The organism is Sphingobacterium olei (assembly GCF_005048855.1).
In the GTDB taxonomy this organism is placed as follows: Bacteria; Bacteroidota; Bacteroidia; order Sphingobacteriales; family Sphingobacteriaceae; genus Sphingobacterium; species Sphingobacterium olei.
The window spans coordinates 376,140-391,098 of sequence record NZ_SUME01000005.1 but is presented as its reverse complement, the minus strand read 5'-3'; the positions used below and the strand labels follow the sequence as shown (position 1 = coordinate 391,098).

Here is a 14,959-nt window from a genome sequence, read left to right as displayed (position 1 = left end):
ATGAAGAGATATATAAAATTTACGTTCTTTGCTGCTGCGGTACTGCTGCAATTCGGTTGTAACGACGACTATCTTGATAAACTGCCGGAGACCTCTATTAACAATGCTAGCTTTTTTAATACCGCCAACGATTTGGACCTCTATGTGGTAGGTCTCTACAATTTTTCCGGCATCGGACTTTACCAATCGGATGCAACAAGTGATAATGCAAGCACGACCGGTAATACGGAGATCAAGACTATTATGGCCGGGAATGCCTCAGCAGAGACCATTAACACCGGATGGTCAAAAGATGACTGGGCACAGCTACGTAAAGTCAACTTTTACCTGGCCAATTTCGGAAAGGCGCAAATAAGCGAAACGGAAAAAGCACACTATGAAGGCCTAGGCCGTTACTTTAGGGCGCGCTTTTATGTAGAGAAGGTACAACGATTCTCCGATGTTCCATGGATTGATAAACCGCTGGAAGTGAACGATGCCGATTACCTATTCGCAGCACGTGATCCCCGCGATTTCATTGTACAAAAGATTATGGAAGACTTTGCGTATGCTGCTGAGCACGTTAATGCGACATCTTCCCTTGGCGAAGTAAATAAGTGGGTTGTCCTGCAGGAGTTCAGCCGCTTTGCACTGTACGAGGGAACTTTTCGTAAATATCACAATGAGCTTAACCTGGAGGCGTCTGCCGCTGGATTCTTAGAGAAAGCGTTTACGCTGAGTGACCAGATTATGAAAGAAGGCGGCTTTGCAATACACAACACCGGCAATCCGATGACCGACTATGGAAGTTTATTTTTTAACGAGAACCTAGATAATAACAAGGAGGTAATATTAGGACGGTTCTATGCAAACAATGTATTGAATGCGGACTCTTGGCCGGGGATGTTTGGTAATTACGAGTACTATCCACTGCGCGATCTCGTACAATCCTACTTGATGAAAGACGGCTCATTCTTTACCGGCCAGGTGGGTTATGATCAATTTTCGTTCGTAAAAGAGTTTGAAAATAGGGACCCTCGTTTGTCACAATCCTATGCTTACCCTGGTTGGGAACTCATCTACAGTCATACTTATGCACAAGGGGCAGGTCTATATGTACAGCAGCTGGCAAAAAACTTTTCTGGCTACCATCAGATCAAGGGTTTCCAGAACACACTTAGCCTAGATACCCGCAATAACCTGGATATTCCGCTGTATCGGTATGCAGAAATTTTGCTCAATTTTGCGGAAGCAAAGGCAGAATTAGGTATCTTGACGCAGGAAGACTTAAATCGCAGTATAAACGTGCTGCGTGACCGTGTTGCTATGCCTCATCTGTTAATCGGACAGGCTACTGACCCGGTACTATCTGCAAAATATGCGAATGTAGAAAGTGCACAGCGTAACCTGGTACTGGAGGTGCGTCGTGAGCGCAGAGTTGAATTGGCATTTGAAGGATACCGTTTTACAGATCTGATGCGCTGGAATGTTGGCAAGCTGCTGGAAAACAAACGTGAAGGAATTTATTTCTCTGGCTTGGGAAAACACGACATGACGGGCGACGGTATTGAAGATATCGTTCTTCTCCCTTCATCGGCGTCTATTCCTGCGGACAAGGAAAAAAACAGTCTGGGACGGGAACTACAATACTACCGTGTCGGCAGCTTCGGTCAGGATGTGGGTGTCTTCCTGTCGGAGGGTAATAGCGGTACAGTAGAAACGATAGCGCAGACCGGGACTTTTGAAGTACCCAAGCACTATTACCGCCCGATCCCGGCGAGACAAATAGGATTGAATAATAACTTAAAACAAATATTTGGATGGTAATGAGAACTTTTAAAATTCTACTTGCGGTGGCGCTGCTTTTCGGCACGGGTACAGCACACCTTTTACACGCACAGTCGTTCAAATTTGGTTTCCTGACCGATATACATATCCATAGCGACAGTACACTAATGGCTGTGAAGAAGCGTCTGGACAAGCTTCCGAAAAACCTCGATTTCATCATGACCGGGGGGGATAATGTGGATATAGATTATTTAAAACAGGAGGACATACATCGCGGCGAAGAACGTCTGAAACAGTTAAAGAGCATCCTAGATAGCGCGAATAAGCCTTATCATGTGGCTATTGGCAACCATGATAGATTGCCGGGCGCTTTACGCAACGGTATCAATGACTTCCAACTTTTCGAGTCCGTGTTCGGTAAAACATACTATGCGTTCGAGCACAAAGGCTGGAAGTTCATCGTTCTTAATAGTGTAGAGGTAGAAAATAACCAATACGCGGTAAAGGCGCCTCAAGTCGAGTGGCTTAAAAATGTGCTGCGTGAGACACCTGCCGATCAACCCATCGTCATCGTTTCTCATGTCCCTTTCCTATCGGTTTACTATCCAGTCCTGGAAGGACGATATACATCCGCCGATACATTTTCCAACCAAAAGCAGGTGTTCGACCTGTTTGAAAATCACAACCTTAAATTGGTACTGCAGGGTCATATGCACCTCTATGAAGAGATAAAGGTGAAAGGTGTGCAGTTTATCACGGCGGGAGCGGTTTCTGGAAACTGGTGGAATGGCGCATTTCACGGAACAGAACCCGGCCATCTGGAAATAGAAGTTTCAGAAAATTCATTCACCTGGAACTATATAAAATGAGTATAATACGACAGCTTCCATCTATTGTTCACTATACCGAATTCCGTCTAATAATGAAGAAGGGATTATTTACGTGTTCTGCCTTTCCTTCTCGGATCAACGAGGCAGCTGTTCGCCCCATCTTCTCAAAATCGGTCGTAATGACGGTGATGTCTAGGAGTTCTTTGAGAACGGTCTCGTTGAACGACAATATTCCCATATCCTTACCAAGCTTAAACATAAGCATCCTTGTCTTTTTGATCAATACGGCCAAATCGGCCTCAATCAATACGATATACAACGTTCTTCTTTCCAGATCCTCCTTGTCTGCATCAGCAATGACACTGAACTCTTTTCCGGTCTGTGTACAAAATTGTAAAACCCCTTCATTGAGTTCGAGAGGGTGATTACTGTACCTTGGAAATACAACTACAATCTTTTTGTACTTTTCCATCAGATCGTTAGCAGCTACAAATGCATGATATATATCCTTTTTAAAATCCTGATAAACTGCTATTCCGGGATGGGATAACTGCGGGAGATCTTTGTCCAACAGCACAAGCTGATCTGATGGAATCTTTTGGAATGTTTTTAGGTAGGTCTCCTCCTCCGCTCCGTGGACAAAATGTGGCATAATAACGTAATAATGATAATGTCCTAGGCTTTCGTCCATTATTTCCGCGAGGAGCTGCGGATTGTAATAATGAATCTGGAGGTCAACCTTGGCTTTGCTACCTAGCTCCGAAATGATCGCATCATAGACTATTTTTTTGTACGAACTCAGCTTATTAAAAATCAAAAGCACCTTTAAACGTGTATCCTGTATGCCGACAATAAAATTTCCTTTGCCTCGAAATGCTTTGACATAGCCCTCTCGTATCAGCTTCTTAAACGCCTTCTCGACTGTATCACGGGATATACCATGTGCTTTGCTGAAAGCGGTAATAGAAGGAAGTTGGTCATTCCGTTTTAGATTACCTTTTTCAACCTCTAGCTTAATAGCCTCAGCAACCTGCTCAAATTTAAGCAAAGCACTATTGTTTGCGATATGGATTGATTTCATACGATATCATTTATAGATATTAAGCTACATTTTTTACTATTCTGCTGCATGACTGCTTTTAGCCTCGCGTCGTTTATAATTCAGCATTTAGAACTCTGTCACAACCTTACTCCCATCCATCCAATTTAACATATTCAGTACAAGGTAATTCCAATTTTGGAATCCTGGATTTAAAATCGGTTCACCATTTTCGGGCTGATAGTATTCGTGAAGCGTGCCATGGCGTTCGAAATCTTTTCCAAACAGCAGGATAGTCTTTGTCGCCAATTCCTTGGCTTCGACCTGAAAACCGTAGTTGACCAAGCCTCGCCAAGTCATGTAATTCGAGATGCCCCAGATGGGCCCCAGCCATGAAGATGGATTCCCGCTTGCTTTCAGATTATACATCTTTTCCATCTTGGAGAGTGTACGTACACCGTAGTTGGCATTGAACGTCGCGGAATTTTTATAATGCTCGTTTACCATTCTTTTGGCTTGCTCGGGTGTGGCAATCTCAGCCCACAGGGCTAAAAACCCGGACCAGACGCCTATGCGCTGGATAACGCCATCCCAATGCCGGGGAGCGCCGCCGTGGTACGCCCAGGTATCCGTATTTACAGGTTTCAGGTTTAGATCTACGCTATAGAAAAATCCATCGCGCTCGTCCCAGCAGTGGGTTTGTATGGCTTGCTTCAGTTCCTCGGCATCCGTCGCAAACTGTTTGGCAATTTCGTCCATCTTTAGTTGTTCGCACAGGTACACCATGGCCTTCAGTTCTTTGTACATCAAACAATTGAGATAGATCGATGCTGAGCTTCGATCGGGACGGTAATAGGTCGAGGGATCGTTATCCACACCAATCATAATGTCGTTTTGCCAAAAGTAAAGTCCCGTGGCGGCATGACGGTACCTATTCTTGTACCCGCCTACGAAAAACTGTAGGTTGTGAAACTTGTCGCGAAGCCAGGCGACATCGCCCTTATTCTCCTTCGTTAAAAAAGCGGCATGCTGCGCCAGACAGGGCTTGTGCATATTAACTTCGTAGATGTTCTTGGGTCTGATGCTATCTAGATTTGCTGTTCGTTCGATCATAATAGGCACCCAGCCGTCGATATCGGCATACGCCAAAAAGTTAAGTATACAGCCTTGCTCGTATTGCACCGCTTCTTTTTTGTCCGCTTCTGAACCGGTATCTGTCAGGATTTGACGTAGTGCGATATTACTGAGCCACGAGTCCCAGTCCCACAGTACATCGGCATATTGTACACTTCCCGGTGTTATAAATGGGTATTGCAGCGATTTCCCGGCGGGGCGGTACATCCCCTTGAAGTCTTTGTAAATGTGTTTTTTGATCACATCGCGGTAGCGCGCGTAGTCGTTATCCTGCGCTATGGTACACAGAGGTAATAATGCTACTGTACATAGTAACATCATCCGTATATGAAGTTTCATGTTGTTCTGTTTATGTTTTTTTTTGTTTTATAAAGACTGAGGTCGGTCATCCATGGTAATGGTATTTTCGCCTCCTACCAGTCGCTGTTGTTTACCGTGCCAACGAAAATCGCCTTTCACACCTTCGGGAAGCGTTACCGTACCACGGATCCCGTGCTGTCTGTCGCGCTTTAGCTGGACCTTAATTTCACCGGCAGTGTGCGGCATGACGGCTTCGACCTCGTTCAAAGCGCCCAGATTGGGTTCAACTAGCACACGCTTGAAACCGGGAGCCGCAGGCCTGATGCCACAGATGGTCGCCAAAAAATCATAGCTCGGACTTGCGCTCCATGCATGGCAGTCGGATCGGGTGGGCTCCGGCGTTTCTGAAAAAGTGGTCAGGCCGAGATCCAACATATCGTGCCAGGCACTGAGTTTTTCGTAGTAGCGATCTCCTAATCCGCTTTCCAATAGGGCACGGGTTAAATAAAAGCGGAAATAAAAAGTAACCGGTATTAACGATTCATCGTCGAGCACCTTTTCGGTCAGGGCCTGGCGATCCGTTTCGGGTATACATCCCGATATGACCGCTAGTATAGAAGCATGTTGACTATAAGCTTGCTTATCGGGCGTATCGGCCATAACGCCACGTGCCTGATCAAAACAAAGTCGATACGTAGCCGTATTGAGGCGGTCTGCTTCTTTACGGTAACGCGCTGCCTGCTCTGGCGCGCCGAAATGAGCGAAGAGATCAGCAGCTTGCTTGAGGGTGTAGGCATAGTGCAAGGTCAATACCGACGAATGACCATCGGTAGCGCCCGTGGGAACGCCCGAGGTGAACGGAGGGGTGTAATCCACAAATGGCCACCATGGTATAGAACCAAGCATACCCCTCTCCTGATCTACGCGTTGGGCATACCAATCCAATGCGCCTGCGATGCCCTGCAAAAATTGCTGGATAAACGGGTCATCCTGCCGATGCATCCAATAGTCGTGGACCATGGAAATCCACCACAGTGTGTAGGTGGGAATGATCTGTAGCCGACTACTTGGATATCGCCCTTGAACCATCCCCTCGGGAACCCGAGAGTAGTGAAAATCCAACAACGACCTCCGCATTAAGCGATCGTCGCCCGATACATATAAGGAGATTAACGCTTGAATACGTGTATCGCCAGAATATTGAAGTTGCTCGTAGTAGGGACAATCAAAATAGGTTTCGCCGGCACATAATCGTGCCGTACGCCAGCTGACATCCCAGATATCGTCCATATGCTTGTCGTTGGATTTAAACTGCGCATTCATCTCGAAAGGGTAAGTGGTATAATACCCCAAGAGATCGTGCAGGACTAGCGGCTCATCTGCGGTCTCCACATCGACTTGGATGAAGCGATAGGTGCGCAGCCAAAGCGGCCTAAACAACCGATGTGCATGTCCGTCTGGCCGAAAAACATCGTAGTTACCGATAAGTTCCTTTCCCTCTACGTCATTTCGGTTTCCCTTTTGTCGGTGCTGATCGAAAAGGGCCTCGGCATAGCTGAGCTTAACCGAACTTCCCTTCCCGCCACTGGACAACAGTTCTGGATAGGCTACGGTATTCACGGATTGGTCTAGCAAAAGGCTTACGCGGGAGTGCGCCGGAATGGTGACGGATGTAGAACCCGTTAAAAAGCCGGAAAAGGCTTTGCTGTCCATGCCCTTTACCCACCTGATTGCTGAAAGACGTTGTGGCTTTTCCTCAAACAGGGGGATATTTCGGGGTTCGAGTGTCCAGATGTTGTCTGTACCCACACCTTGGGGAACCGCATCGGCTATAACCTGCGCCTGCATCCAGCCGCCATCATCGAAATCAAGTTCCTGCCAGCCCCACGCATAACGGGAAGCGTCCATGTCGTCCCCTGGGCCGATGACCATATAGGCATTTAGCCGCTCCATATTATCTGTGGAACAAGGCGTATAGGCTTTGCTCTGTAATACGTTATATGAGCCGTCGGTGTTGACGACCTTTTCCCGTTCAGATTCGCCTTGAATGACAAGCCCAGTCTGCGCGGTGACCTGCGCGATGGGTGCATGCACACCCATGTTCCACACGAGCGCAGCGATTACATTTTTTCCGGGACGTAAATAGGGAGCGATGTCGACAGTTTCGAAATACCAGTGGTGTAGGTCGCCACGTGCGGGGCCGGAGACCACGGCTTTGCCATTGACAAATAATCGGTACCGGTTGTCTGCAGATACATGTATCGTGTACGTCGTCGGCTGATCTTCCAGTGCGAACGCTTTCCGGAAATGGAACACGCCGTAATCGCGCTGGGGCACATTAGGGCAACTAATCCACTTCCCTTTCCACCTGTTGCTGTACCAGGGAGACTGGTCTTGATCTCCTACCTGATCTTGTGCGAAAGCGGGCAAAAAAGTAACCACGAGTAGCAATAAGCTGCATAAAATACGAATCATATAAAGATTTTATTTTTGAGTCACCTTCGATATATCGAAGTCGTTTATTTCAAAACCAACATCAAACGTACCGGGTAGCTCCCACCCGAGGTTCATCCCGGTGATCCGAAAATCGCCATCAAAAGAACCGGTTAAGTACCCGCGCTGCTTGGCCATTTTTAACGCGTTGACGATCAACGGATAGATATCCTTCTCGATGGTAACTTCGTTACCGCCGTGAAATGTGCCTTTCATAAAATCGGTGGTACCGGCACTATAAATGAACTTCCCGCTGGCGTCGTCTTTTCCAATATCCTTTGCGGCGTACACGGGGATCTGCGCATTCCGGTTGTCATAGAACGGAATACCGAACCATAGAAAGTCTCCATAATACGCGGAATTGGGGTTCATATTTTGTACGGTGATAAAGAGCTGAAACTGGGCTGCATGCAGACCTGGATTAAAATCCTGTTGGGCCATCTTCATTTCGGCTTTCGTCAATTTACCGCGGAAATGCAGTATTAATCCTTTAAGATCTTTTACAAACGGCTGGTCTGGAAAGCTCTGTTCGATGAGTAGGTGCGGCCAGTCTTCGCCTTCGCGACGGGGTCTGACGTACTCGGACGAAGTCGTGACCTGCATCGCGATATTACCTGCATGAGGCGCCTTTTTAAAGGATATTGTCTTGCCTGCATTGACATAGCTCACGCTATGGGCATCCTCGACACGATCACTCTCCGTAAGAAAATACCGGGTACCCCACTCGGCCATTCCCCAGATGGGCGAGCCCGAACCGGGTCCGAAAGGATGTATGACGTTGCTCGTTGAACCATTTGTTCGCTTGAGCACGAGTCCCTTCTTGAAAGACGGATCACCGAGAATAGAGATGGTGTCGTTTCCGGTAACCTCAGGTGGGGTTTCGATCGGGTCGCCTGCAGAGCAGGCGACGACCACAATAATACTGGACAAGCGTCCCAGTTTAAGCCATATATTTTTTTTCATGTTCTTTTCGATTACAGTGTTTCAATGTGCAGATTATCAAAGGCAATGTCGATTGGATTTGCCAGGCCGAAATAATAAACCCCGGGCGACCCCCCTACGTACGGATTGGCGTCTTCAAAACTCCGTTCAAACAGTGCGGTATTGGTATTTAGCTCGATTACCTTGACGACAAATCGTCCGGGCTGCGATGAGGACACCTCTACGTGATAAGGGACGTTGGGGGCGAAGCCTGGAATATTTTCGCTCATCATGACGTTCGCCCAATCGTTAAGGCCGTTGCTTCCACTTTTAAGCATTTGCACGAGCCCATTGCTCGTGCGGAACAGGTAGAATCGCTTATTATCGCTCTGGGCATTAAATATAATCCCGGCAAAAGATTCGGGCGTAACTTTCATATCGGCTTTTAAACGAAAATAACTGCCCTCACCGACCTCCATACGAAGTTCTGGATCACGGTATAAGGCGTAAGATTCTGTACTGGCCGCACCACAAAATAAGCGATTGCCTTTGATCTCAAACGTGCCCGCCACGATTTGCCAGTTGCTACCAATAGGATTTGGCGTGACATCGGACCCGACCGGAGGAACATCCGCCCGGTTGAAATCATCTTCAAACGTTTTTACGCGCACCAGCGACAAGTTTCGTTTATTCGATATTTTCCCTCTACTCCGCACCGATACTCCGGCGATATTGCCGGTCACTTCGGGCACGATTACCTTAATTGATGTTTCTGATACTTCAACGATATCGACCACGGTTTGGTTGAATTTCACTTCATTCTCAGCTGGGTTTTCCGAGAAGTTGACCCCTACGATCGTTATTTCTTCGCCTACCGATGCGTTAGCAGGCGTAAGTTCAATGATGCGCGGAATGGGCGCGGTATTTAGCGGCATCTGTTCCTCTTCGCTACATGATGAAAGCGTCAGGGTAATCGTGGCGCAAACGAGGCACCATATGCTATAATATTTTGCTGTTTTCATTTCTTATCTTTTTATCTATTAAACACTACCTTACCCTTATTCCCAACCTGGATTTTGTTGCCATAAAGGCATCATCACCAGCTCGCCCAATGGGATTGGAATGATCAAGTGATTGTCGGTCCAGGACCTACGTCGACCGGCTATAATACGTTTCCCTTCGAAGTTGTTATCGCTAATCTTTGTCCACTCCATACCGGTAGTCAGCTTATCGGTAGTGTGTAGGATCTTCCAACGGCGCGTATCCCAGAACCGGTGTTCCTCAAAAGCGAGCTCGACCCTGCGTTCGCGACGGATGCGTTCCCGCATCTCTTCCTTACTCAACCCTCTAGGTAGCGCCGGCATATCTGCGCGGTCACGGATGGCGTCTATCGCTGTGTACACATCGGATGTAGGACCATAGGCTTCATTTGCCGCTTCGGCATAATTGAGGTAAATTTCGCCCAGACGATACTTTTTGAAGCGCGCGGTTCCTGTGTTGATATCAAGTTGTTTTGGGTCGCGAAATTTGCGCAGGTAATACCCATTTCGTGTACGCTGCATAATGTTGGAAATACCGTCGGTTCCGCCCAGATAGGATTGGATGTAACGCTGGGTGCCGTTAACCTCGCCGTAATACGCATTGTTGTACCACACTGTTGCATAGAAGCGGGGATCACGATCCTTGTAAGGATTAGATTCGTCGTATCCCGATGCGGTATTGATGATCGGGTATAGGTGTTCTTCATCGTAGTAACCTAAAATTGCCGGATGGCCGTTGGCCATATCGTAGGCATCCACCAGCTCTTGCGAGGGGCTCGCACCGGCTTTCTCTCCGCCAATGGAGGGGATAGCATGCATCACGAACATCAATTGGCTAAATTCCTGATTGCGGTAGGGCTTGATCTCAAAAATAGTTTCGCGGTCGGCCGGATTCACGCTGACGTCCGTACGGCCATAGAAGTACGATTCATAGTCGGGGAATAATTGATGATTATTATTAAGTAAGGCCTCGAGTGAGCTTTTTGACACTTCTGCCGCAGCCTCCCAACGGGATGTTTCCGACTCCGGATTCCATAACGGGCTGGCCGCGAAGAGCGTGGCTTGTGAGCGTATGGCGTGCGCAACGGCCTTGGTAAGACGTCCGCGGTCGGGCTCTGCGGCAATCCGATAAGGAAGGGCTGCTTCCAAAATGGCTTCATCACAATTCTGCTTAATGAAGTCGACACACTCCTGAAAGGATTGCCGCTCCAGTGTTTCAAACCTAAAATCATCCGTAAATGGTTGATCGACAACCGGCATACCGCCGTACATCTTAATGAGTTCCAGATAAAAGAAGGCGCGAAGCACCTTTGCTTCCGCAATCAACCTGGCCTTTATCTGCGGATTGGTATAACGCGTATCGACAATATTGGCCAGGAAAACGTTGGTCTGCCTTATACCTATCCAATTTTTACGGTAATAGTTTCCGTTGGTCAAAGGTGTTGATTCGCCCTGTATGGACTGAATGTCCAAGGGATTCCAGTTCGGCCGCAGCTCTCCGTTATACCAACGCGAGGGCGCGCGACCCATGTCCTGCGGGAAGTCATTGTCATGTGCTTCATCGGAGAAGCCGGCAAGAAGTGTATAATAATCGTAAGACGAACCGTACGGATTAATGTTATCGTAGATGGTATTCAAGTATTCGGACGCCATCAGTTCGTCGTTAAAAATTTCCTCCAGTGTTAATCGGCCGTCGGGCATAATATCCAGTGGATCTTTGTTACAGCTGCTTAAAAAAGCAAGTAACAGGATGGCAACTAACTGTTTAACTATATTTTTCATCTGTATATAATTTGTTTTTTAGTGGTGATGAAGCTATCAGATTTTTCACCAGTATTTGTTAATTATGTGCTCAAGAACTCGCAAGCTCGGTTTATTCATTCCCCTGTGTGATTGAATAAATCATGATGGTTTCATTGTCCTATTTTCTAAAAATTAACGCTTACACCGGCATTGAAAACCCGATATACCGGATAGCTCAGCGAATAACCTACTTCTGGATCATAATCTTTCTCCCGCATGGAGTCCCATGTCAGCAAATTCAGGCCGTTAACGTATACACGTACTTCTTTGGCGCCAAGACCTTTGATGGCTGAAAGCGGTATACGGTAGCCGATTTCGGCATTCTTAAGGCGGATAAAGCTACGGTTTTCTAAAAAGAACGTGTTGTTATCGCGTTCGCTAACGGAAGCGCCTAGCGCAAGGCGTGGATAACGGATATCTTCTCCCGCTGCAGCCCGCTCGGCGGTCCATGCATGCAGATGTCTTTCTTTGAAATCCCATTCACTATGCGTTCCATACGATCCCATTGCTTGCGTGACATTGTGTACTCCCTGCAATAAGAAGGAAACATCAAGATTGCGGTATGTAACATTAAATGCTCCGCCGAAAGTAAATTCAGGAATACCCGAATATCCGATTGGCACCATGTCGCGCTCATCAATAATGCCGTCTTCATTTGCATCTACATACTTGAAGTCGCCAGGCCGTACCGTGTAACCCACATAGTTCAGTCCTTCGTTGGCAATTTCCTCGTAACTTCCGTAATAGCCATCTCGCAGTTCGTATCCGAATGCCTGTCCGATACGGTAGCCCGTTTGTCTATATTGGTGTTTAAAGTCTGTTGGCAATTGAAGCTCATCCGCAAATAATACCTTGTTACGGGCAAAATTGTAATTCAGTTTGGATAGGATGGACCAGTCGGTATTAAGCCTTTTGTTATAGTTCAGTTCAATTTCGAAACCTTTATTTTCGACAATACCCATATTAACAGGACTCATGCGGCTCGGCTCAATTCCATATACCATTGGGATGGTCTGTCTGCTGATTAAGATATTATCACGGCGTTCGTGAAACACATCTGCATTCAACGTAAGCTCATTAAATAATCCCAACTCTAGCCCAAAATTTGTTTTTTTCGCTACCTCCCACTGAATGGCCGGATTTCCGATATAATTTTCTCCGATTTTACCGCCTCGTCCCAATGATCCGCTATATCCGCCACCTGTTTGCCGCTGTATATCGTCGAGGTACAGGAATCGACGGCCTCCTAATCTATCGCTACCAACCCGTCCGTAAGATCCGCGGAGTTTAAGCAGGCTGATGATTTGGTGATCGCGTAGGAACGATTCATTAGAGATTACCCAGCCGCCCGATATTGTGGGAAAAAAACCGTAACGACGGCCTTTTGCGAACTGCTCTGAACCGTTGTAACCGGCATTGAACTCGGCAAAGTATTTATTGTCATACCCGTATATGGCTCGCAATGCTATACCGCGTAGGTTAAACGGCAAGCGGTCGTTAGGCATCACGCGTTGCTCTTGCTGTGCGAGCAACATACCTGTAACGGAGTGCTTTTCATTAAATACCCGGTTATAATCTGCCGAAAGCTGAAAATTAAAAAAGGACTGAAAGTTGGAGCCACTACCTATGCTTAATGGTGTATTTTCCAATTCTGGGAACATCCGTATATAGGCGACACTATCCATGCCCAAGTGGTTTGATGTATTCGGATCGATCACTTGCGTCCACCGCTGGTACTCCCGACCTGCGGTAAGGGAATAAACGGTCCGGGTATCAAACGACGCCATAAATTTAGCCGACAAGCCCTTGGTCAGAAATTCGAGATCTTGCTTGAGACCCCAAGAAGCCGTAATGTTATTTCGCGTTTCTTGGCGATACCCTGTCCGATTGATCAAAGCCCATGGTGAAACGTTATAATTACCTGTTCCGATCAGCACTTCTCCTTCAGGCGTGAGCGGGCCAGGTAATACCACCGGGAAAAAGGTATACGTGCGCCGGAAAATCTCTTCGGTACTGGCGTTAGGTGAATTGACGCGTTCGAAATAACCCGCTGCATTTAAAAACGTGGTTAGCTTGCCCGACTTATTTAATTTTGCGTCAATGTTGGACCTGAAATTGTACCGTTTCAAGAACCCAGCCGGATCATAGTCTGTTACCTCGGGATCTATTTTCCATTGGCCGCCTTGGTTAAGGAAACCCACGTTGACAAAGTACTGCACGTAATCTCCACCGCCACTCAAATTCAGGTTATAACGCTGCTGGGCAACAAAATCATTAAATAAAAGCTTCTGCCAATTCGTGTTGGGATAGGCGGATGGGTAATCCTGAAACATAAACCGATCCAGTGCATACTCTGAATAGGGAGGCTGATTAACTGGATCATTTGGATCTACATTGGGGTTCTCATTTGCCCATGCCTGGTTTTTCAAACGGGCCCAATCGTATGAGCTGATTACCTCGGGCGTGCGTGTAAAACCTTGAAGTCCGTGTTCGTATAATAAGCCAATCGTCGGCTTCTCACTGGTTCCGCGCTTAGTCGTTACCAAGATAACACCATTTGCGCCCCGCACACCAAATAAGGCGGTCGACGATGCATCCTTTAGGATGGTAACACTTTCTACCTCGTTGGGATCTATATAGGTCATCTCCCGCTCAACGCCATCGACCAAAATAATCGGTGCGGTAGCGTTCAATGTTCCCATACCTCTTAGAAACAAGGCCGTATGGTCACGCCCGGGTTCGCCGCTGCGCTGTAAGGTTGTTAAACCGGGTAGCCGACCAGCTAAGGTAACAGCGAGATTCGCGGCTGGACTCTGCTTAATCTCTTTGGTCTGTACAGATGCGATAGATCCGGTAACAGAGATTTTCTTCTGCGTACCAAATGCCACCACTACCACTTCATCAAGATCGGAAAGGGCCTGTGCTAAAATGATGTTAACCGTAGTCATTCCGCCGGTGAGCCTTACACGCTGGGACGTGTAACCTATGATGCTGAAATCCAGTGACTCGCCCGCGCTCGCTTCAATCTGATAGGAGCCGGAGGAATTTGTCGATGTACGTCTATCTGTACCGACTATCGTAACGGTTACGCCTTCTAGGGCCGTGCCGGTAGAGTCCTGAACCGTACCGCTAACTGTTTGCTGTCGCTCTGTTTGTGGAGATGCATTCGCAGGCGGTCGATTTAGAGGAGGCCTATTTTTTTCGGCCGCCTCCGCTTTTTTATTTAATACGACAACCTTGTTTTTGATCGTGTATCCATAAGGATGGTTTTCAAACAAAATGTCCAATGTATTGGGCAGCGTTTCGTTTGTAACGTCCATGCTTACGGATTCCATAACCACATCGCGTTTATTGTAAAAGAATTTGAGCCCGGTCTGTCTTTCAATTTTTTTAAGTACGGTGCTCAAGTCGGCCTTGTGTTCACGCAGTGTGATGCGCTGACCAAATACATTGGCAGAGAGCTGCGCACTGAGCAGGCTGATCATTAGGAAAGTCAACTTTATTCGCATAATGCTTTGTCTATGAGGTGACAACAAAAAGTTTAAAAATGGTTTTAATTGCATACTTTTGTATGGTTTGGAATTAATAAATGTAAACTGTTAGCGCTAAATTTATAGTTGCATTCGTTTGTC

General features: G+C 47.0%; 9 protein-coding genes. 2 read left to right on the top strand and 7 right to left on the bottom strand.

Annotation, left to right across the window (positions count from 1 at the left end):
- Both FAZ15_RS14020 and FAZ15_RS14015 read left to right on the top strand, forming a co-directional pair.
- Complete coding sequence (locus FAZ15_RS14020) at positions 1-1,806, top strand: RagB/SusD family nutrient uptake outer membrane protein (protein WP_136901941.1); 1,806 nt, start codon at positions 1-3, stop codon at positions 1,804-1,806.
- The gene (locus FAZ15_RS14015; protein ID WP_162304944.1) at positions 1,806-2,636 is read left to right on the top strand and encodes a metallophosphoesterase family protein; all 831 of its coding nucleotides are present in this window, start codon (positions 1,806-1,808) and stop codon (positions 2,634-2,636) included. The genes FAZ15_RS14020 and FAZ15_RS14015 overlap by 1 nt, the downstream gene beginning before the upstream one ends.
- 31 nt (positions 2,637-2,667) lie before the next feature.
- Here FAZ15_RS14015 and FAZ15_RS14010 read toward each other — a convergent pair whose 3' ends face one another.
- The 7 genes from FAZ15_RS14010 to FAZ15_RS13980 form a co-directional block, all read right to left on the bottom strand.
- A complete protein-coding gene (locus FAZ15_RS14010; RefSeq protein ID WP_136901939.1) occupies positions 2,668-3,678 on the bottom strand; it encodes a GntR family transcriptional regulator in 1,011 nt (336 codons plus the stop codon).
- An 87-nt stretch (positions 3,679-3,765) separates the two neighbouring features.
- Positions 3,766-5,109 (bottom strand): MGH1-like glycoside hydrolase domain-containing protein, encoded by a 1,344-nt coding sequence (locus FAZ15_RS14005; RefSeq protein ID WP_136901938.1) that lies wholly within the window; start codon positions 5,107-5,109, stop codon positions 3,766-3,768.
- Between the two features lie 27 nt (positions 5,110-5,136).
- On the bottom strand, positions 5,137-7,545 hold the full coding sequence (locus FAZ15_RS14000; protein ID WP_136901937.1) for an alpha-L-rhamnosidase-related protein: 2,409 nt from the start codon (positions 7,543-7,545) through the stop codon (positions 5,137-5,139).
- 9 nt (positions 7,546-7,554) lie between these two features.
- Positions 7,555-8,373 (bottom strand): hypothetical protein, encoded by an 819-nt coding sequence (locus tag FAZ15_RS13995; protein WP_136901936.1) that lies wholly within the window; start codon positions 8,371-8,373, stop codon positions 7,555-7,557.
- A 164-nt stretch (positions 8,374-8,537) separates the two neighbouring features.
- Positions 8,538-9,506 (bottom strand): IPT/TIG domain-containing protein, encoded by a 969-nt coding sequence (locus FAZ15_RS13990; RefSeq protein WP_136901935.1) that lies wholly within the window; start codon positions 9,504-9,506, stop codon positions 8,538-8,540.
- 36 nt (positions 9,507-9,542) lie between these two features.
- The gene (locus FAZ15_RS13985) at positions 9,543-11,306 is read right to left on the bottom strand and encodes a RagB/SusD family nutrient uptake outer membrane protein (protein WP_136901934.1); all 1,764 of its coding nucleotides are present in this window, start codon (positions 11,304-11,306) and stop codon (positions 9,543-9,545) included.
- A gap of 146 nt (positions 11,307-11,452) precedes the next feature.
- Complete coding sequence (locus FAZ15_RS13980; RefSeq protein WP_202912400.1) at positions 11,453-14,836, bottom strand: TonB-dependent receptor; 3,384 nt, start codon at positions 14,834-14,836, stop codon at positions 11,453-11,455.
- Positions 14,837-14,959 lie beyond the last annotated feature (123 nt).